The sequence below is a fragment of the Lysinibacillus sphaericus genome (assembly GCF_015844675.1).
Lineage (GTDB): Bacteria > Bacillota > Bacilli > Bacillales_A > Planococcaceae > Lysinibacillus > Lysinibacillus sphaericus_E.
Map to the genome: position 1 here is coordinate 1 of NZ_LDGC01000022.1, position 19,948 is coordinate 19,948.

The 19,948-nt window shown below is 35.9% G+C and carries 20 protein-coding genes; 13 read left to right on the plus strand and 7 right to left on the minus strand.

Going from position 1 to position 19,948, the window contains the following annotated elements; genetic code table 11:
- Nucleotides 1–52 precede the first annotated feature (52 nt).
- From tnpA to ABE34_RS07705, 7 genes are all read left to right on the plus strand, one after another.
- Complete coding sequence (tnpA, locus tag ABE34_RS07675) at nt 53–529, plus strand: IS200/IS605 family transposase (protein WP_197141399.1); 477 nt, start codon at nt 53–55, stop codon at nt 527–529.
- A 235-nt stretch (nt 530–764) separates the two neighbouring features.
- Nucleotides 765–971 (plus strand): hypothetical protein, encoded by a 207-nt coding sequence (locus tag ABE34_RS07680; RefSeq protein ID WP_197141501.1) that lies wholly within the window; start codon nt 765–767, stop codon nt 969–971.
- Between the two features lie 225 nt (nt 972–1,196).
- Nucleotides 1,197–1,616, plus strand: coding sequence for a transcriptional regulator MntR (mntR, locus tag ABE34_RS07685; protein WP_079562516.1), 420 nt, complete (start codon nt 1,197–1,199; stop codon nt 1,614–1,616).
- Nucleotides 1,617–1,730: 114 nt separating this feature from the next.
- Entirely contained in the window at nt 1,731–2,588 is an 858-nt protein-coding gene (locus ABE34_RS07690) for a CvfB family protein (protein ID WP_197141503.1), read from the plus strand.
- Between the two features lie 175 nt (nt 2,589–2,763).
- The gene (locus ABE34_RS07695; protein WP_197141505.1) at nt 2,764–3,678 is read left to right on the plus strand and encodes a DUF1002 domain-containing protein; all 915 of its coding nucleotides are present in this window, start codon (nt 2,764–2,766) and stop codon (nt 3,676–3,678) included.
- A gap of 185 nt (nt 3,679–3,863) precedes the next feature.
- Nucleotides 3,864–4,145 (plus strand): GNAT family N-acetyltransferase, encoded by a 282-nt coding sequence (locus ABE34_RS07700; RefSeq protein ID WP_197141507.1) that lies wholly within the window; start codon nt 3,864–3,866, stop codon nt 4,143–4,145.
- 775 nt (nt 4,146–4,920) lie between these two features.
- Entirely contained in the window at nt 4,921–5,229 is a 309-nt protein-coding gene (locus ABE34_RS07705; protein ID WP_197141509.1) for a hypothetical protein, read from the plus strand.
- Nucleotides 5,230–5,242: 13 nt separating this feature from the next.
- Here ABE34_RS07705 and ABE34_RS07710 read toward each other — a convergent pair whose 3' ends face one another.
- From ABE34_RS07710 to ABE34_RS07720, 3 genes are all read right to left on the minus strand, one after another.
- On the minus strand, nt 5,243–6,388 hold the full coding sequence (locus ABE34_RS07710; RefSeq protein ID WP_197141511.1) for an MFS transporter: 1,146 nt from the start codon (nt 6,386–6,388) through the stop codon (nt 5,243–5,245).
- A 122-nt stretch (nt 6,389–6,510) separates the two neighbouring features.
- Entirely contained in the window at nt 6,511–8,031 is a 1,521-nt protein-coding gene (locus ABE34_RS07715; RefSeq protein WP_197141513.1) for a succinate CoA transferase, read from the minus strand.
- Between the two features lie 371 nt (nt 8,032–8,402).
- Nucleotides 8,403–9,053 (minus strand): LytTR family DNA-binding domain-containing protein, encoded by a 651-nt coding sequence (locus tag ABE34_RS07720; protein ID WP_049663393.1) that lies wholly within the window; start codon nt 9,051–9,053, stop codon nt 8,403–8,405.
- Between the two features lie 497 nt (nt 9,054–9,550).
- On the opposite strand from ABE34_RS07720, the gene ABE34_RS07725 reads away from it, so the two are divergent.
- The 4 genes from ABE34_RS07725 (at nt 9,551) to ABE34_RS07740 (ending at nt 12,775) form a co-directional block, all read left to right on the plus strand.
- Nucleotides 9,551–10,345, plus strand: a complete 795-nt coding sequence (locus tag ABE34_RS07725; RefSeq protein WP_079562523.1) for a helix-turn-helix transcriptional regulator — start codon at nt 9,551–9,553, stop codon at nt 10,343–10,345.
- Between the two features lie 141 nt (nt 10,346–10,486).
- Nucleotides 10,487–11,248 carry a membrane protein insertase YidC gene (gene yidC, locus ABE34_RS07730; RefSeq protein WP_197141515.1) on the plus strand — a complete coding sequence of 254 codons (762 nt, stop codon included), beginning with the start codon at nt 10,487–10,489 and terminating at the stop codon, nt 11,246–11,248.
- Nucleotides 11,249–11,301: 53 nt separating this feature from the next.
- On the plus strand, nt 11,302–11,550 hold the full coding sequence (locus tag ABE34_RS07735; RefSeq protein WP_197141517.1) for a hypothetical protein: 249 nt from the start codon (nt 11,302–11,304) through the stop codon (nt 11,548–11,550).
- Between the two features lie 448 nt (nt 11,551–11,998).
- Nucleotides 11,999–12,775 (plus strand): D-alanyl-D-alanine carboxypeptidase family protein, encoded by a 777-nt coding sequence (locus ABE34_RS07740; protein WP_197141519.1) that lies wholly within the window; start codon nt 11,999–12,001, stop codon nt 12,773–12,775.
- 55 nt (nt 12,776–12,830) lie between these two features.
- Here ABE34_RS07740 and cls read toward each other — a convergent pair whose 3' ends face one another.
- The 3 genes from cls to ABE34_RS07755 all read right to left on the minus strand — a co-directional run bounded on the left by cls (nt 12,831) and on the right by ABE34_RS07755 (nt 16,616).
- Nucleotides 12,831–14,288: a cardiolipin synthase gene (gene cls / locus ABE34_RS07745; protein WP_197141521.1), complete on the minus strand. Its 1,458-nt coding sequence runs from the start codon at nt 14,286–14,288 to the stop codon at nt 12,831–12,833.
- Nucleotides 14,289–14,574: 286 nt separating this feature from the next.
- Nucleotides 14,575–15,366, minus strand: coding sequence for a YwqG family protein (locus tag ABE34_RS07750; protein ID WP_197141524.1), 792 nt, complete (start codon nt 15,364–15,366; stop codon nt 14,575–14,577).
- A gap of 89 nt (nt 15,367–15,455) precedes the next feature.
- The gene (locus ABE34_RS07755; RefSeq protein WP_197141525.1) at nt 15,456–16,616 is read right to left on the minus strand and encodes an MFS transporter; all 1,161 of its coding nucleotides are present in this window, start codon (nt 16,614–16,616) and stop codon (nt 15,456–15,458) included.
- 611 nt (nt 16,617–17,227) lie between these two features.
- Here ABE34_RS07755 and ABE34_RS07760 point away from each other — a divergent pair.
- The gene (locus ABE34_RS07760; protein WP_004232019.1) at nt 17,228–17,365 is read left to right on the plus strand and encodes an Lmo0850 family protein; all 138 of its coding nucleotides are present in this window, start codon (nt 17,228–17,230) and stop codon (nt 17,363–17,365) included.
- A gap of 62 nt (nt 17,366–17,427) precedes the next feature.
- On the opposite strand, the gene ABE34_RS07765 is transcribed toward ABE34_RS07760, so the two are convergent.
- A complete protein-coding gene (locus ABE34_RS07765; RefSeq protein WP_197141527.1) occupies nt 17,428–18,615 on the minus strand; it encodes an FtsW/RodA/SpoVE family cell cycle protein in 1,188 nt (395 codons plus the stop codon).
- Between the two features lie 368 nt (nt 18,616–18,983).
- Here ABE34_RS07765 and ABE34_RS07770 point away from each other — a divergent pair, with 368 nt between their 5' ends.
- Complete coding sequence (locus ABE34_RS07770) at nt 18,984–19,739, plus strand: hypothetical protein (protein ID WP_197141555.1); 756 nt, start codon at nt 18,984–18,986, stop codon at nt 19,737–19,739.
- The last annotated feature ends 209 nt before the right edge of the window (nt 19,740–19,948 follow it).

Here is a 19,948-nt window from a genome sequence, read left to right on the forward strand (position 1 = left end):
CGTACAATGAATTCAGGTCTGGTCAACCGACTTCGTACGAAAGGGGATCCAAATGGATAATAAAAGTTTAGCACACACAACATGGAATTGTAAGTATCACATCGTCTTTGCGCCAAAATATAGAAGGCAGATAATTTATGGGCAAATCAAAGTAGATGTAGGTAGAATTCTTCGCCAGTTATGTGAAAGAAAAGGCGTAGAAATTATTGAAGCAACAGCATGTCCTGATCATATTCATATGTTGGTAAGTATTCCACCAAAATTAAGTGTTTCATCGTTTGTGGGTTATTTGAAAGGGAAAAGTAGTTTAATGATATTTGATCGACATGCGAACCTGAAATACAAATATGGAAACAGGAAGTTTTGGTGTCGTGGATATTATGTAGATACAGTAGGAAGAAACAGAAAAATCATTCAGGAATATATAAAAAATCAATTACAAGAGGATATTCTTGAGGATCAAATGACCATGAAAGAATTCATTGATCCATTTACAGGAGAAGAAATAAAAGCAAAAAAGCGAAGATAATAAAACCACTTTAGTGGTAGCGTGAAAACGGAGTGCGGTTGGCGGACCTTTCAGTATGTCTTTAGACGTGGGTCAGTACCCCAGCGTTTCACGCGTAGAGCAAACCACCAGTTAGACTGGTGGTTCTGATTGGAAAACAAATGGTCAATGAAATTAAGGAGTCTTAAAGTGTGTCTTTTTTGCAAAGCGAGGGGTCGATTTCCGTTCCGACTGGGCGCTTTCCTGGGGGCGTCCGATGAGCCGCTTGGGGCAACAGGATGTTAGTCACGAAGGCGTTATCACAGGACGTGATGCTTTTAGCCTTCGTTCCTTTAGCGGAGGAAGCTTTGCTCTGCGCGAAAGCGAAGCGTCAGCGACAAATGTTTTAACTGTGCGAAAGCGAAGCGTCAGCAACAAATGTTTTAACTGTGCGAAAGCGAAGCGTCAGCAACAAAGCGAGTAGCCTGGAACGGAAATCACCCCTTGCTTTGGGTAAAGCATACTTTATTTAAAACGATACCTTAATTTCATCGGTACAAATTTCTAACTAAAGAGGAGCCAACATATGAAGTTGGTTCTTTTTATGTTATGCATGTATTGTTTTTCAGGCATATGTATTTTCAGTTAACTTTTAAGGCAAGCTTGTAGTAAACTAGAGAGTAAGAAAAGGAAAGAGAGGGAATAGGATATGCCAACACCTAGTATGGAGGACCATATCGAACAAATATATTTATTAATTACTAATAAAGGGTATGCTCGTGTGTCTGACATTGCTGAAGCATTATCTGTTCTTCCTTCTTCTGTTACAAAAATGGTTCAAAAATTAGATAAAGATGGTTATTTAGTTTATGAAAAATACCGTGGCCTTACATTGACGCCTAAAGGAGAAAAGCTTGGAAAACGTCTTGTACAGCGCCATGAGCTTCTAGAGCAATTTTTGCGAATCATTGGTGTAGATGAAGAGCGAATATACAATGATGTAGAAGGAATCGAACATCATTTAAGTTGGAATTCAATCGATCGAATTGCTGATCTTGTGCAGGTAATGGAAGAAAATCCGGACATCGCGAAAAAACTAGAAGCATCTAAAACACATCATAACTTTTAATTTCTATCAGCGAATGTTTTTTGTAGCGAAAGCAAAGCGGCAGCTACAGATGTTAAAGCCTTTGGCGGATAAGTTTTTTTGCGAAAATGATGGTAAGAAGGAAAGGAAGACAATATGAACGAATTAAAATCAGGTGAAGTTGTTACATTAACTGTGTTAGAGCAACAAGCATCGAAATGGATCTTAACAAATGGAGTTGACGAACTGCCCTTAAATGCTTCAGAGGTAACAGAGCCACTTACAGTAGGTGACCGCCTTGAAGTATTTTTATTTGCGGATCGTCGTGGTGATTTAGCAGCTACAACAGCTATCCCATCTTTCGTACAAGGGGAATATGGCTGGGCTCGCGTTTTAAAAGTAGTCGAGCATGAAGGGGCTTTTGTAGATATCGGTACTTCACGCGAGGTGCTAGTGCAAGCTGAAGATTTACCTGCAATAAAAGAACTTTGGCCAGCACCAGGCGACCATTTATTTATGACATTGCGCACTGATCGCAATGGTGATTTATTTGGGCGTTTGGCAACTGAAGAAAAAATTTCGGAATTATTTGAAGGTGCATTTGAAGACATGCACAATAAAAACATTAAGGCACGCCCATATCGTTTATTACCAGTTGGCTCGTTTTTATTAGGTGTAGACATTCCGTACCGTATTTTTGTTCATGAATCAGAGCGTAATGAAGAACCTCGTCTGGGACAAGATGTTGTTGTTCGTATTATTGATGTAAAAGATGAGGGTTCGATGAATGGTTCACTTTTACCACGTAAACATGAGCGTATTTCAGGTGATGCGCAAAGAATTTTAAATTACCTACAAGAGGTAGGAGGAAGAATGCCATTTGGCGATAAATCCTCACCAGAGGAAGTTCAAGATATGTTTAACATGAGTAAAGGTGCATTTAAACGAGCGTTAGGTACACTTATGAAAGCTGGTAAAGTGAAACAGCAGGATGGTTGGACAGAGGAAATTTAGTGTAGAAGACATTCTTCTAACTAAGAATATGAACGATTACTAAATGAAATTAAAGAAAATGACGAGAGCCCTTTGAAACCTTCTCGTCTTTTTTTCGTACTAATAATTGTTTAGTAATTGATTGGCATGCATTTTACAGGCCAAATGAGTTTTTGGACGAAAGGGGTCACACAATTTGAAAAAGACATGGATAAAAATACTAACAGCGACAATGTTAGTATTTGGCGTGATGGCACCCGCAACAGGTTTTGCGGCTGATAATACGCCACCTAAAGCGATTGATGAAAAATTAGGAGTACCGATTGTCGTATATGGTGCAAACTTATCTGAGGCTGAAAAAGAGTCTGTTAAAAAGTCATTAAAAGTGAACGAAGAGCCTGAAGTTGAAGAAATAACAGTATCAGGTCAAGACTTAGCTAAATATATTAAAGATAGTAATTCAAGTTCTCGCATGTATTCTTCTGCCAAAATCACGCGTAAAAATGCAGGAGAAGGATTAGTTATTGAAATTGTTACACCATCAAACATTACACAGGTTACATCTGAAATGTATGCAAATGCCATGCTAACTGCAGGTATTGAAGATGCAACAGTACAGGTGGCTGCACCTAAAGCAGTAACAGGTCATTCAGCGCTTGTCGGAATATACAAAGCTTACGAAGTAACAACAGGTGAAAAGCTTGATACTGAGCGTACAGATGTTGCAAATGACGAGTTATCAGTAGCAACTACTCTAACGCAATCCGCAGGAGTGGAAGATGCCAAGGTTGCAGAGTTACTAACAGAAATCAAAAAAGAAATTGCAGAATCAAAGCCAACGACCAAAGAAGAAGTTGAAAAGATTGTGCAAGAGCAATTAAACAAGCTTGAAATTAATTTAAGTGATAAGGACCGTCAATTGCTAGTTGATTTGATGAACAAGATTAGTAAACTAGATATTGATTTTGGTAAATGGTCTGAACAATTAGATGATATTAGCAGTACGATTAAAGAAAAATTCGGATCACTAATGGAAGATAAAGGATTCTGGGAAAGTGTGAAAAATTTCTTTGCTAATTTAAAGGATACAATCGCATCTTGGTTTAATTAATCCAGACGCAATTACGCCAAGGCAAAATTGATAGAAAAGAATCTGCAACACTTTCTCCTGATTGCTAGAGAAAGTGAGCGGATTCTTTTATTTTTCTATAAGGTTTATATTTTTTTTAAGTCCACCCGCCAGCTTTGTAAAAATATAAAAAGCTATGGTACTATGATAAAAAGGAGTGGTGAGAAATGGAATTTCAATTACAACAGCTAGCGGATAAAAAGCAAGCTTTTGTTTATGAGCAAGAAGGGGAAAGATTAGCGGAAATTACATGGCAGCAAAAGGGTCAAGTAATGGTCATGGATCACACATATGTATCAGATAAGCTCCGTGGCCAAGGGGTGGCCAAAAAATTGTTGGATCATGCCGCAGCCTATGCACGTGAACAAGGCTATAAAATGAAAGCGGTTTGTTCTTATGTAGTTGCAGCATTTGAAAAATCTGATGCTTACAATGATGTAAAACAATAAAGTGAAACTTTAATCAGTGGGGATTTTTTTCATCCCCACTGATTATTAGACTTCACCAATCGGGCGTTTACGGGCAGTTTTAATCCAACCTTACTTCTTTAATTTTGCTAAAATTTTATGGTGAAAACTACTGCCCGTTAACGCGGGATAAAAAATAAGGCAATCTGCTTATTAATAAGCGGATTGCCTTTTAACTTCTTTCAGTAAATGTTTTTGTAAAACATTTACTGAAAGAAGTTAAATCCTCCGGAGGATGTCACAGAATCGGAAAGGAGTTCTTTGTGCTTACACTAAGCCAAAGCCGATTCTGGACGCAATTATGCCAAGGCATAATTGATTTTTTATAGACCATTCATGTAGCTCCTTACAGTAAAATACTATAAATTAGTATTGTTAAGAATCCTGCTCCACCTACTAATGAAGCCATGTCTATCCAATCATATACTGAATCTAAATCTTTCATGATAATCACTCTCCTGTTATTAGTATAAATTCATTAATTCCCTTTACTTGTCCTTCGTAATCATAAAAAGTTACAAAAATATCGTAATTATGAAAAATAAATGTTTACCATAAAATTTTGTAGAAGAATAATTAACTATTTCGAAAAAAATAGATGTACTAAGAAATGTGTTTATATTATGGATGCGAAGGGGAATAGATGATTCTCTCTTTATATATGCTGTAACGTATATAAAAATTATGTTTAGTCCTCAAAAAATAGGGAAAAGATATATTACAGAGCTAGTTTTTATATTTTGGGGAGGGATTTATAATGGCAAAACGTAAAGGGTCAGGTGTTATGCTAGTAGGGTTAACTTTAGCAGCATCTTATTTAAGTAAAAAAGAAAACCGTGATAAAGCATTGAGTATGTTTAATAATGCAAAATCTAAATTAGCATCTTATTTGAATACAACGAATATGGAGATGCATGGAAACGTTACAGAGCGTATATCTACTGAAGTAGCGACAGAAGCCGGAACGTCTCCAACAAAAATAGCTTCAAATGAAATGGTTGCTGAAGGTGGAGGGCATACAGGTATCCATTACTTCAATGGAGAAATTCAGGAACAAGAGAAATAACAACAAAACCTTCTCATTTTACGTGAGAAGGTCTTTTTTGTGTACATATGATGATCGTTGCAAATACTAATAATACAATTCCGGTAAATATAAAGCCGCTGACAGTACCTAGTGAGAGCCATCCTAGTAATGAGGAACCTAGGACAACTCCTAGTGAGAAGAAGGCATAAAAATAACCATAGGCTTTTCCGCGGATTTCTGCAGTCGTAGAGTCGATTAAAAGTGAATTGACTGATGGGAATAAGAAGCCAAATCCGATTCCATAGCAAGCCATTGCAATATAAAGTAACGTACTTGAATCTGACTGACTAATTAATAATTGGCTAATCCCCATTAAACCAATACCAAGTGATAATGTTTTGATAGGAGCAACCTTATCGAAAATACGGTTAGTAGGCAAAATAAATATGAGAACAGCGATAATGCCAAATGTACTCATCAAAGTTCCGCTCAAACGTGAATCAAAGCCTAAAGATTGCACTTTTAGTGGAAGGAGATAGGCAATAACTCCTTGAGAAAACATTAAAAAGAATGCACTGGAGAAGGCTTTTAATGTTCCTGGATTAGTCAGAAGTACACGAATAGGAATGTTTGTAGTTGGCGCAGGTTTTTCTTTTTTTACTTGATTTGATTTTAATAAAAAGAAGGCGAGTATTCCTAACAAGAGCATAAAGCTTGCAGTTATATTAAAAACGAATGGTACGCTAGTTCGACTCGCTAAAATTCCGCTAAATGCAGGGCCAATTATTGCGGCGAGACCAACAAATGCTCCGGAGATAGCACTGCCCTTACCTCTTTTTTCTTGCTCAGTTGCATTTGCTAAAAATGTGAAAGCAGCTGGAACGATAAAGCCTGCAACTAATCCGTGTACAAAGCGGACTATTAATAGAACAATAGGCTCATCTACTAAATTATAAAGGGATAGTGAAAGACCTGTCGTTAAGAGACCTAGGATTAAAATAACGAATGGTCCTTTACGATCTGTTAAAAAACCAGAGATAACATTACCAAATGTATTGGAAAGGGAATACATACCTACTGCTAGGCCGGTAATGAAGGCTGATGCCCCTAAGGATTCTGCATATGTACTCATGACAGGAAGTTGAGTAAATAGGTCGAAAAACGAAAAGAATATAATCAAATAAATAAGTTTCTTCATAGCTCCTCCGATAAAAAATTATATGTTAATGAGAATGAATATCACTCTTATTATACCATTTTCGACAAAAAAGAACGCCTCATAAGTTTTTGACTTAATGAGGCGTTCCTAAATTATGAAAATTAAGCTTTAGCAACTTCTTTTTTCATTGTTTTGTTTTTAGCAAGATTTACGTGCCAAGAAAGTGCTTCCTCTAAAATATGAGGTGTTTGATGGCCACCAGTTGCTTCTAGAGCACGGTTATAGTAATCCCAAAGTTGTTCTTTGTAATCTGGGTGTGCACAGTTTTCGATAATTAAAGGTACACGCTCTTGTGGTGCAAGACCACGTAAGTCAGCAATACCTTGCTCAGTTACGATTACATCAACATCATGTTCAGTGTGGTCTACGTGAGAAACCATTGGCACGATTGAAGAGATAGCGCCGCCTTTTGCGTATGATTTAGTAACAAAAATACCTAGACGTGCGTTACGTGCAAAGTCACCTGAACCACCGATACCATTCATCATGCGAGTACCTGATACGTGAGTTGAGTTTACGTTACCGTAGATATCTAATTCTAGAGCAGTGTTGATTGAAATTAGACCCAAACGACGGATAAGCTCTGGGTGGTTAGAAATTTCTTGTGTACGTAGGCAAATTTTATCAGCGTACTTTTCTAAATTGCCGTATACTTTTTTCTGTAACTCTTCAGTCAGCGTAATTGAAGTAGCTGCAGCAAATTTAACTTTACCAGCATCAATTAAGTTGAATACAGCATCTTGAAGTACTTCAGAAGCAACAACTAAATCTTCAAATTCTGAATCAGCGAAGCCGTCAAGTACAGCGTTTGCAACAGAACCAACACCAGATTGTAATGGCATTAATTGTTTTGTTAAGCGACCAGCTTTAATTTCATCACGGAAGAAGTCTAATAAAATGTTAGCCATTGTTTGTGTTTCTTCATCTGGTGGTACGATTAATGAAGGAGCATCAGGCTCTTCAGAAATAACAATCGCTTTAATTTTAGCTGGATCAACTTTGATACCGATATCACCAATGCGTTGCATAGCATCAGTCATTGGAATCGCTTCACGTTTACCTTGCTCAGCTGGTACATAGATATCGTGGATACCTACTAAAGCTTCTGGATGAGAGATATTTAATTCGATAATAATATTCTCAGCGTATTCAGCAAAGATAGGTGAGTTACCCACTGAGTTTGTTGGGATGATGAAGCCATCTTCTGTAATAGCAACAGCTTCAAGGATTAAATGTTTAATTGGTCCGATAATTCCTTGGCGAACTAATTCAGCATTATGTGAAAGGTGAGCGTCTACATATAGTACATCCCCAGAGTTGATTAAGTTACGAATACCTGCATCTCCTTGGAATGGTCCACGTTTGCGGATAACACCAGCTTCAGCTAAGTATTTATCAACTTCAGGTCCTAAAGAAGCCCCTGTATATACATCAATTTTGAATTTTTCGTTTTTAGCGCGCTCTACTAGAGCCATAGGAACAACTTTTGCGTCCCCCGCACGAGTGAATCCACTCATACCAACTACATCACCGTTAGAGATAAGTGCTGCAGCTTCATCAGCAGTAACAATTTTACTTTCAAGTTCTTTTAAGCCTAGGCGTTTTTGAACAATTGCATCCATTAAAAAGTCCTCCCCTAAAAAGTTTTATGGAAACCGATTACAAAACTAGAAAAAACGTGTAAGAATTTTCTGTTTATTTAGTTGTAGTATGACACCAACCATTTGAATAATACTATCACCAAATTGTCACAATTACTTTAGAAATAGCATTAAATTGAGTAAAAACAGGAAAAATGAGCATAAAAACGAATTTTCGACAGAGAAAACGTTTTAATGTAGAGGTGTGTTGTTTTTAGAGAATTTCACTTTTGAAAATTCAGTAATATAATGTGGGGTTGATTTCCGTTCCGACTGGTTGTTGAAGATCATTTAAATTCAGCAATAAAAAAAGTACAGCGAACAATTAAAATGCTCCCTGTACTTATAAAAAATTAGAAACCTAAAGAACGACGGAAGTAACTTGCGTAGCGTTGGCTAACTGGAATACGAGTACCGTCTTTCATAATTAATAAAAACGTTGAATGAGAATCTGGTTGAATTTCATCAATGTAGTCAATGTTAACGATATAAGAGCGGTGACAACGTATAAATGAGTCAGGTGCTAAAAATAGCTCAAGATCACTTAGGTTTAAGCGGTGGTAGCCTTCACGACTCATCGTCTTAACAAATGTTTTTCGAAGCTGTGTTTCAAGATAAATAACTTGATCATGTTTGATTGGGTACCAGCAGTCATCGATTTTAATAGTAATGTAGTTCGTTAAAAATGCTGATGGCTTTTGCGGGAAGATTGCAGTGATAGCACCCTTAGTTTCGCCTTCCTCCATTAAAGGAATACTCATGCCATAATAGGCTACTCCAAATACATCAGGCTCAATGTAAGAACTAATCTTTTGTCCGTAGTTTAACGCTTTATGAGCTGCTGAACCTTCTTTAATTGGGTCGCCAGGCTTGATCTTTAAATCAACTTTTTTGCTTGCTTGGTAGTACAAGTATTCGTTTGTATCGGAGATTGCGATAGAAGTATTCTCAGGGAAGAACTCTTTAATAATCTCCATAATTTCTTCTATTTGTTTTGGATCCACTATTAACACCTCGTCTAAACTTTTAAAAATAGTATTATCATCTATTTTACTACATATTCATATAAATTATATAGAGAAGATTTCGGAATAAAAAAGAGAAATGTCGATTGATGAAAAATATAGGTGTAAAACGGCATTACATAATTTGTAACAAATTTTAAAAAATTACTAATTCAGTTTAATATATATATGGTAAAATTTAATTGTGCGACATAAGTTTACGAGGTTTCTACTGTGTATATATGATAAATTAGAACTAGAGTGAAGAACAAAATGTGGTTGAAAGGAAATCGCAGAATATGGTAAAATTCACTGTATAGTCTATTTTTTTTTGTGACTGATGGTATAGTTGGGTTATTTTTATTATATAATATATGAAATATGACTCAATTCGTACAATTGATAAGGAAATACTATTTTCTTATTTTGAAATAAGTAGATTGGTGTCAAGAATTGTAATAGCAATTCGTGCAATCTGAGGAAAGATGGGGAAGATTATGCAACTACATCAACATTCTATGTCAGAAACGATATCCAAAAGATACTTTCAGGAAATCGATAGTATTAACCAATACATCGGTGTAGAAGAATTTTTTAATATTGAGTCGAAATTAGTATTTGAAATTTACCATTTAGAATCTGCAAAGGCTAAGAAATCTTTGCATAAATTAATTGATATTCTTTCCATTCGTTTTGGCAAACAAGTCATTAAAATTGTTCGAAGTTATTTTTCTGTTTTGTCGTCAATTGTTGCACGTAAATTGCTAGACAATCAAGTTCCTTCGAAAAAAGCTTTTGCTTTTAACATTGCTTGTAATGATATGATTGAAAATCAAATGAAAGACGCAGAATTTTTACAATTCGCTGATGATTTAATTGATTTTTTTGTCTATTTCATTGCAGATCGCAAGCAGCCGACTTTTCGTCACCAGACCGTTAATAAAGTAATAATGTATATAAATGATGAATTGGAAAATGACTTAACAGTGGAAAGCATCGCAAATAATTTCCATATAAGTACGAGTCACTTATCACGTATATTTAGAGAACATGTTGGTATTACACTTGTTGAATATCTAAATGTTCGTCGAGTAGAAGAGTCACAATACTATCTTAGACACACTAATAAAAGTATAACTTCTATTTCAGATCAATTCCATTTCTGTAATCAAAGCTATTTTACCCGCATCTTTAAAAAATATACTGGGGTAACGCCTAAACATTTCCGAGACGAGCTACACCATGAGTTTTATCGTTTTGAGATGGCAGAATCAGAGCTTCAAAACGTTTAAAGTCATAAAAAGATTAATAAAAAGATGCGGACGTATTAGCGATGCTAAAGCTCGCATCTTTTTTTATGCTTGCTATTTGATAATAATGGACCCGATAATGTATACTTCATTTTAGTTGATAAATAATAGTAGGTGGAAAAAATGAGGAATTTGAAGCTGTTTTCAATGCTTGGACTTGCCGTTTTTGTTCTTAGTGGATGTCAAGCTGTGCAAAACAAAGAAGGTTTTTTCTATAGTATCTTTGTAAAACCTATGGAATTTTTATTGGAATTTTTCGGTAACACTATTTTTTCAGGTAGCTATGGTTTAGCAATTATCGCTATTACGGTTCTTATTCGTTTAGTTTTAATGCCGATTATGTTAAAGAATTATCGTCAGCAACAAAAGATGAAAACGAAAATGGATGCGTTTAAGCCTGAAATGGAAGTTGTTCAGAAAAAGATGAAGGAAGCTAAGACAAAAGAAGAGCAAATGCAGTATCAGCAAGAAATGATGGCATTATATCAAAAACATGGCATCAATCCACTCAACATGGGCTGTTTACCAATGTTAATTCAAATGCCTATTATCATGGGTCTTTATTTCTCTATCTTATATTCTACAGATGTGAAAACACATGAATTTTTATGGTTTAGCTTAGGTTCACCTGATATCGCTATGACAATTGTCGCAGGTGTTGTTTATTTAGTTCAAGCACGTGTATCATTATGGACAGTACCAGAGCAACAAAAAGCACAAATGAAAATGTTTATTTATATTTCACCAATTATGATTGTCTTTATCTCGATGTCATCTATGGCAGCCCTACCACTTTACTGGTCGGTCAGCGGTGCATTATTGATTATTCAAACATATATCGGTCGAAAATTTTATTCGGAACATCCGGAAAAAGTAAACTCATAAAATTATTTGTCGAGGCGCCTATGTAGCCTCGATTTTTTTAGGAGGGCAGTAAGATGAATACAAAGTGGCTATCATCTATTCTAGTCGCGATTTTTAGTATCGCGGCGATCGTATTTATTATCATCGGTAATTTTAACTTTGCGGTATTTGCAATGACAATTATGTTTGCTGTATCGAATGGATTTAGAGCAAAAAGTTTTAAAGAGCAAGGTTATATAAAAGAAGCCAAATGGATGAAGTACATGGCAATCTTTTTCTCAATTGCTTCTATAGTAGTGTTTATTATTATTCTCACAGACTAACAGATTAATTTTGAATTCATGGGTGAAAACCCACACCCTAAATTGTGAACAGTGCTAAAATGAGACTATAGCAATATAGTGGATCATCACCAAAACGTGTGGTTGATTTCCGTTCCGACTGGGCGCTTTGTAACTTTTCGCTACAGAAAACATTTGATGTTGCTGTCGCTACGCTTTCGCACAGAGCAGAGCTTCCTGGGGGCTTCCGATGAGCCGCTTGGGCTAACAGATGTTTTTTGCGCGAAAGCGTAGTGCTAACGTAGCGTCAGTAGCACGATGTTGGTCACGAAGATCAACTTATTTACATAGTAAGTATCCACAACTTTAGGTGATGAACCAATATAGTACAAAATAGTATCGGTACTTACTAGGATTGTTCTTTCTAAATTCTTTGAAAGAGGATACCTACCATGTAGTACTGGATAACTTTAAAAGGGGTAAAAAAATAGTGAAAAAGAAACGTTTTCCACTCATCCTGGGTGCTTTAATCTCTGTGGCGCTTATCGCATCTATTTTCGTAGTTTATAACTATAAAAATAAACAGATAAGTAATGCATCAGATGAAAATGAACAACAAACAGCAGAACCAACTAAAAAAGATTCACCTGTAAAAGAAGAGCCGAAAAATACAGCGGATAATCCGGTGAAGCCTGAGCAGAAGGTAGATGAAAATGGCTATATACCAAATCAAACATTACCAACTGAGCCGACATATATTAAAGGTATTTTATTAGCGAATAAAGTATATCCACTACCATCTACCTTTGCGCCTGAAGAAAGTCCAGAGGCTCGTCAAGCTCTAAATAAAATGCTTGCTGCTGCAAAACAACAAGGTTTTGATTTAGTAGCTTTTAGTGGCTATCGATCTTTTGAATATCAAACAACATTATATAATAACTATGTAAACCGTGATGGGCAAGCTGCCGCTGATCGCTATAGTGCTCGCCCTGGTTATTCAGAACATCAGACCGGTTTGGCCTTTGATATAGGGGAAGTAGGTAACGATAAATTATGGTTAACTGAAGAATTCGGTGAAACACCAGCAGGCCAATGGTTATTTACACATGCTCAAGACTATGGTTTTATTTTACGATTCCCCCAAAATAAAGAAGACATCACAGGTTATATGTATGAGTCATGGCATTATCGTTATGTGGGCGTAGACATAGCAAAAGACATAAAAAAACAAAATATAACGCTAGAAGAATATCTAGGTGTGAAATAAAAAAGGGAAGAGAGTTGTTCGTAATGATACGAACTAGCTCTCTTCCTTTTCTAATCTACAAGATCGGTGTTAATAAGCGTGAAATGGATTCTTTAAATTTAATTAATGCGGAACGATTTTGGTACATTTCCCAAGTTAATTCAGTGCAATCAAAAATATCCTTTTCAAACAGCTCAGCAAGCTGATGTGAAATCGTTGAGTCATAAATGAAGGCATTTACTTCAAAATTTAAACTGAAACTACGTACATCAAGGTTTGCAGTTCCGATTGTAGATGCTTCGTCGTCAATAATAATTGCTTTAGCATGAATAAAGCCCTTTTCATAAATATAAACTTTTGCTCCTGCCCGCAATAATTGTCCTACGTATGAATATGTAGCCCAATAAACAAACATATGATCAGGCTTATTTGGAATCATGATCCTTACATCAATACCTGAAAGTGTCGCAATTTTAATAGCCTCTAAAAAACTAACATCAGGGATGAAATATGGCGTTTGGATATATATATACTTTTTCGCCATATTAATAAGCTTTAAGTAGCCCATTTTAATATGTTCCCAGTCAGAGTCAGGTCCGCTAGACACGATTTGTAAGCCCACATCGCCTTTTTTCGGAATAGCGGGGAAGTAACGATCTGAATAGCCCATCTTCTGTTGTGCGGAAGCTTGGTTCCAATCAAGTAAAAAGCGTGTTTGTAATGGATGGACGGAACTACCTTCAATACGTAAATGTGTATCTCTCCAATAGCCAAACTTTTTTTGTAGACCGAGGTACTCATCTCCAACATTAAAACCACCAATATAACCAATTCGACCATCAATCACAACAATTTTTCGGTGATTTCTAAAATTTAAACGAGGGTTTATAAGTGGAAAAATGGATGGGAAAAATACTTCGACTTCTCCACCTGCAGTAAGCAATTCTTTGAAATGGCGTTTTTTAACATTGCGTGAGCCCATTTCATCATATAAGATTCTTACCTTAACTCCTTGCTTTGCTTTTTTAATAAGTGCATTAACAATGCGAGTACCTAGGTCATCTAAACGGAAAATATAATATTGAATGTGAATATGATCTTTTGCTGCCTCAATATCTGCAAGTAGCTGTTCAAATTTATTTGCACCATCATCAAAAATATCAATGTGGTTATCCTGCGTTAAAACAGCATTATTTGTTTTAAGATGCATGTAAATCATTTCTTTATAATTTTCCGCATTTTCGATCCGAAACTCAAACGTATTATCCCGAATCGCTTCTGTCTGATAGCTAATGAGATTATCGATACCGATATCCTTGCGTCCTTCCCAACGGAATAAATGTTTTTTTCGTAGTTGTCGTCCGAACATCAAGTATAAAATAAACCCACCTAATGGAATGAAAAATAGTACGAGAATCCATGCCCATGTAGAAGTGGCATCTTTACGCTCTAAAAAAATGATGACCATTGCTGCCAAAATATTAACAAACATAATTAAAGGTACTAGATATCCAACATCGGTAAAAATACTCATTCCTACACCTGCCTTTACTATATTTGCGCAATACACTTAGTATAACTTACTTTATAAGTGGAAAGAAGATATGAAATTTGGTTAGTAAGCATGGAAAAGGGATTACCTCCAAACAAGAACGAGGTAATCTAAAATCCATTTTGCCTTGTTGTATTGTAGTTGTATCGTTGCTTTCACACAGAAAAAAATATTGTTGCTCCGCTTCGCTTTCGCACAGAAAAAACATTTGTTGCTGCCGCTTCTCTTTCGCACAGAAAAAACATTGTTGCTGAATAAAGATAAATGATTAGTAATGCTCCCATTGAAATAAAATATCAGAGAAATCCTTTTGGAGGAGCTTTTCTCGGTTAATAAAGAATTTCCCAACACCACTATCTGCCCACATAATACCGAGTTCATCATTAGAGTCGATTTGGAGTAACAATACATCATATCGTTTAAGAAGCTGTGATTCGTGACGGATATCCTCCTCTATAAAATAGGCGTAACCGCCAATTTTAGCTCCAGCCCCTAAGAAGTGTTGTAAATAAATTTCCCGTAAATCAACATCTTCTGATGAAGGAATTAAGTCAGGCAAATAATGTAAGGCTCGATAATCTAAAGCAGAAACAGGTTCTTGAATCGGTTGAAATTGTAATGCTAATTCCTGACGAATAGGGAACTGATCGTCTGCTTTTTGTGCTAAAAACTCCTGGCTAGGGTGTGTTGCTTCAAAATTTACGATAGGATAAAAACGTATTTTATAAAATTGCTGAAAAATATCCTCGTGATAATGATCAGCATTTACGAAAATATTAGATGAAATAAAAAATTGCAGAATACCCTGAGATGGGAAATCCTTTAGAGGTGGCATTTCTGCAAAGTTAATTTGAGCTAATAGCCGCATAGGCTCGCCTGCAATATCTTTTGGATATGTCTGGTAATATGGTAAATAAGGTACTCCAGCAAATTTACTTTCCGTTAACGTAGTTGATCGCTTATAGGGTGTGATAATCATTGCTGAAATCAGTGTTTCTTCAATTTCAAAACGAAACGATTCTAGCTCTTTTGGAAGAAAAAAATTTGTTGTTTTGTTCATGCAGAGCCCTCCGATAGTCCGCTCCAATATTCCTTGATGTGTTTTGCACGCGTTGAATTACTATTAAGTTACGGCTTTTTATCAACAAATTATTCAAGTCGTAAAGATTTATTTGATGCTTTAAAAATAAATATTAAACTTATTGAAACGACGGCTATTGCTGCTGAAGTATAATAGCCTAAACTAGATTGCATAGTAAATAGCCAAGTAAAGAATAGTGGACCTAGAATGCGCCCTAGGTTATCCATCGAATAGGAAAGACCTGCAGCAGTTCCGTATTGACCACCAGATTCTTTAGTTGAAAGAGATACAACGCATGTTCTTGCGAGTGCATTTCCTGCTGTGAAAACACAGAGGGCTAAACCGGCCATAAATAAGTTAGCTGTTAATGTGAATAAAAGCATACCCATTGCTGTGACAATTTGTGCACCTATTAGCCAAGTTGTCTCGCTTCCGTTTCTAATTCGTCTAACCACACCGCCTTGAATAGCTGCATCTACAAAGCCACTAAACATAAACAAATAACCAATTTGTAATGGTGTAATTTGAATTCGATCAATTTGGAACAACTGGAAAGTCGCTTCCACTCCTGCCAGCATAAAAGTCACTAAAAATGAGAACATAAATAAATAGCGCACACGGTACCGCAACATTTTTGTAGCACCCTTTGGCACAATGGCACGTTTATTTGTATCTTTTCGTTTTGTAGGTTCTTTTAAAACGAAACTTGCATAAATAAATAATAGTGCAATTAGTGCTGCTGAAGCGATAAAGGGTAGTTGCAAGCTATAGTGTCCGAGCATACCACCAATTGCTGGACCAAAAATAAAACCGAGCCCGATGGACATGCCCATGAGACCCATATATTTATTGCGATCCTCCTCACTCGACATATCTCCTACAAAGCCTGTTACAGCTGTATATAGTGCTCCCGAGAACAAACCACCCACAACGCGTGAGAGGTATAACATTACTAAATTATTAATAAATAATGAGAAAATAACAAAGCTTAAGCTAAAACCTACAAGACCTATTAATATAAGTTGCTTACGACCTACCTTATCAGACAGCATACCCCAAAGAGGAGCAGTGAAAAAACTGGCGAGTGAATACACTGTAAGTAAGCCACCTACATGTATATTATCCCAATTTTGCTGAACTATAACCTCAGGTAAGACAGGTATAATAATTCCAAATCCAAGGTAGACGAGGAATTGGACAGACATTAATAATAAAATTGCCTTTTTCATACAGTCCCCTGCTTTCATACAATATTTTAGTATGTATATTCTACCTCTCTTATTATTGTTATTACAAGAAGTCGGAAGAATAAAACAGCGTAAATACTTCGTTGCTCATTACTAGTAGGGGAGGACATTTTGTTAACGTGTATATCAAGGTTTTATATAGCGAAGGATGGGCGACTTCTTAAGGGCAGCTGTAAAATGGGGGCGAGTGCAGTAGAGAAAAGAGGGTGAACGGTGTATAAAAAATGACAAACTGTTAACAATGGAATTATATTGACGCCAAAAATGAATGACGAGCTAACGTCAGTAACTAAATGGACTCATTCCATTTTTAATTTTTTGTATCGAATGTCGCATAGAGTATTAAATTATTTCTAGGGTATACTACTAGAGGGTATATCGGTATTTTATTACGTTTGAATTTTGTTATTTAGTGGTAAATAGTTTAGGAAGAGGAAAAATTTACATTGTAACAAAAATGAAAAATTTTTAAGCAAAGTTAAATGGTATGATAGAAAGAGATTAATTCGTCAGACATCATACGCTTTGCAAAAATGAAACTTTTTTGGAAATAAAACGTTATATAAATTCGAGGAAAGATTGAGGTGGAATGTATGACAAAAGAAGTAGATTTGAAAAAGATTGTTTCGAATTTATCTAAGTTGGGTGTAACAGCCACTGTAACAAAGTCTCGACTTGAACTTTTAAAAGTGCTCACACCACCAACGCAAACACCGCAAGTTCAAGCTTAACTCGTTTTACAAATAAAAATGGGTAGTCTCTTAATGAGGCTACCCATTTTTTATATCCACAATTAATCGTCATCATCGTGAGTGGTAAACATGTAAGTACGGTAGTGGAAACGCATACTGAAGACAAGACCGATGGCTAAAGCGTTCCCCATCAATGAACTTCCCCCATAACTGATAAACGGTAGGGGAATTCCGGTAATAGGTAATAGCTGAATAGTCATACCGATATTTTCAAGTACATGGAATGTAATCATTGCGATAATACCAGAACATACATATGTTGAGAATGGATCTTTTAATAATAGGGTAGTTTTTGTTAAATGATAGATTAATAAAAAGAATAAACAAATAACGATACTAGCGCCAATAAAACCCCATTCTTCTCCGATAACTGTAAAAATAAAATCGGTATGATTTTCGGCAACGTAAACTTCACGACCGCGGTAGCCTTTACCGAAAATCTCACCTGAACCAATGGCATTCAAGGAGGTAATTAAATGGTATCCATCACTAGAAGAATATGAATATGGATCTAACCAAGAATAGATTCGAGCAAACTGATATGGTCTTAAGCCGAATGTGTTCTCTAAAAAACTTTGCATATAGAGTGCCATCCATAAAAAAGAACCACCTACCATTGCGCCACCTAAAAAAGTTGGTAAAATAATTTTCCATGATACACCTGCTACAATGACAACAGCAGCCGTAATGGCGAAGAATACTAAGGCTGAACCAAGGTCAGGTTGCTTCAGAATAAGAGCTAAAGGTAATAATAGCGTACCAATAATTTTACCTAGCAATATGAAATCCGTTTTTATGGATTTAAAAGTATAAACTTCGTGGTGCTTACTAATAAGTCGAGCAAGTGCTAAAATGTAGAAGGTTTTCATAAACTCAGAAGGTTGAATATTTCCAAGTGGTGTATGATACCAGCTTTTTGCACCATTAATTTTTGCACCGATTTGTCCTGGACCTTCTGGCATGAAAATAAGCAGTACTAATAAGAAGATGCCCCCACCGTACATATACCAAGACAATTTTTTATATTGGTCAGGTTCAAAAAACATAACTACTCCAATAATTACTGAGCAAATGACGTACCATCGCAATTGTAAAGGAACATAGTTAACGCCGTACTGACCTGATGTTTGCGCCGACGAAATGGCTAACAAACTTATGACTAGAAAGCAAAGAAGTATAAAAGCGAGCGTCCAGTCAAAACGATTCGCGAAATTTCGTTTATTTTCCATACAAGCCACCTATATCAAAATAGTATCTCTTAATGAGTAAATTTGATTTAAATTAATTCAGATTCAATATACTACCAAATATATATGATGAATCCTCAAGAGGCGATTATCAAACCGAAAATAGGGGTTTAATACTTGCTTTTGATTTAGGATCCTCTCAAATATTTGTAAGAAATGAATAGAATTATATTCGTACTAAATGTGCTCATTCCGAGTAGTTAAATAACATATATGCAATTGCATCTTTAACATTCATATTATAACGTAAAAAACACTTTTACGCCTGTGAATATTGTTATGACGATTATTAACATAAAATGTTTCAAAAAATTCAAGTTTAGTTTTATAATATAGTGAAGAATGGGGTGATGGTTGTGGCTAAAAAATTGAAGTCAGCTGACGATTTTATGTATCATATTTATGTTCATATGAATGAGGTCGATAAATTTGTTGTTTTTAGCGGGCTTAAATTCTCGCAATTTGTGGCTGCACTTGAACCGCTGCATCACTTACTGTTATTGAAACATTCCTATGAAGATGGTTCCTTTAATATGCATACACAGTTCGATTATGTATCAGAAGAGGAAGTACCTCAGTTTGTAAAAAAAGCTACAGAATCCAAAGAATTATGTTGGATAGACTTTATGGATGAGAAGAGGCTAGACCAACTAACACCGATGGAACAAGGAGAGCTGCTTTACATAAGTCATAAAAAGGAACCGATTACTTCGCCATTTTTTAATAAATTACAAAATCGATTTGTCTATTATTCTTCAGATTTAGAGAAAATGACTAAAGTTTATTTTCGCCATTTAAGTGATTCCGATTTACTCCTTGCTAATGTTTTGAACAGTTTGATTCGTGAAAAGGAACGTAGCACTGGTTTTTGGCGACGGAAGGTGAAATCGAGTATTCCTGCTATTTCACCGGAATTTTTGCGTGCCTATCGTTCTTTTACTAAAGATGGGGCACTGTTATCATTGTATAGAATTGAAAAGCCTAAAGTAGCTTACGGTATCGAAATTCGCAATCTGTCAGAGTATTCCTATCCGGATGAGGTATGGGATGATTTAAAAAGTACAATCTTGAAAAATGAGCACGATGAATTGATTTATATTATTTAACTTCTTTCAGCGGGTAAAAAGATGTTAGCCTGAAATCATCGCAACCATGCGATAACGGCTAACTGACCTGCGTCACGCAGGCCTAAGCACAAAGCTGATTCCTGACGCAATTATGCCTAGGCATAATTGATCTATTCATTTGTAGTAGAATGAATATACACTAAATCTCACCGTCAAAATAACGGTGAGATTTTTAACGTCATTAAGTA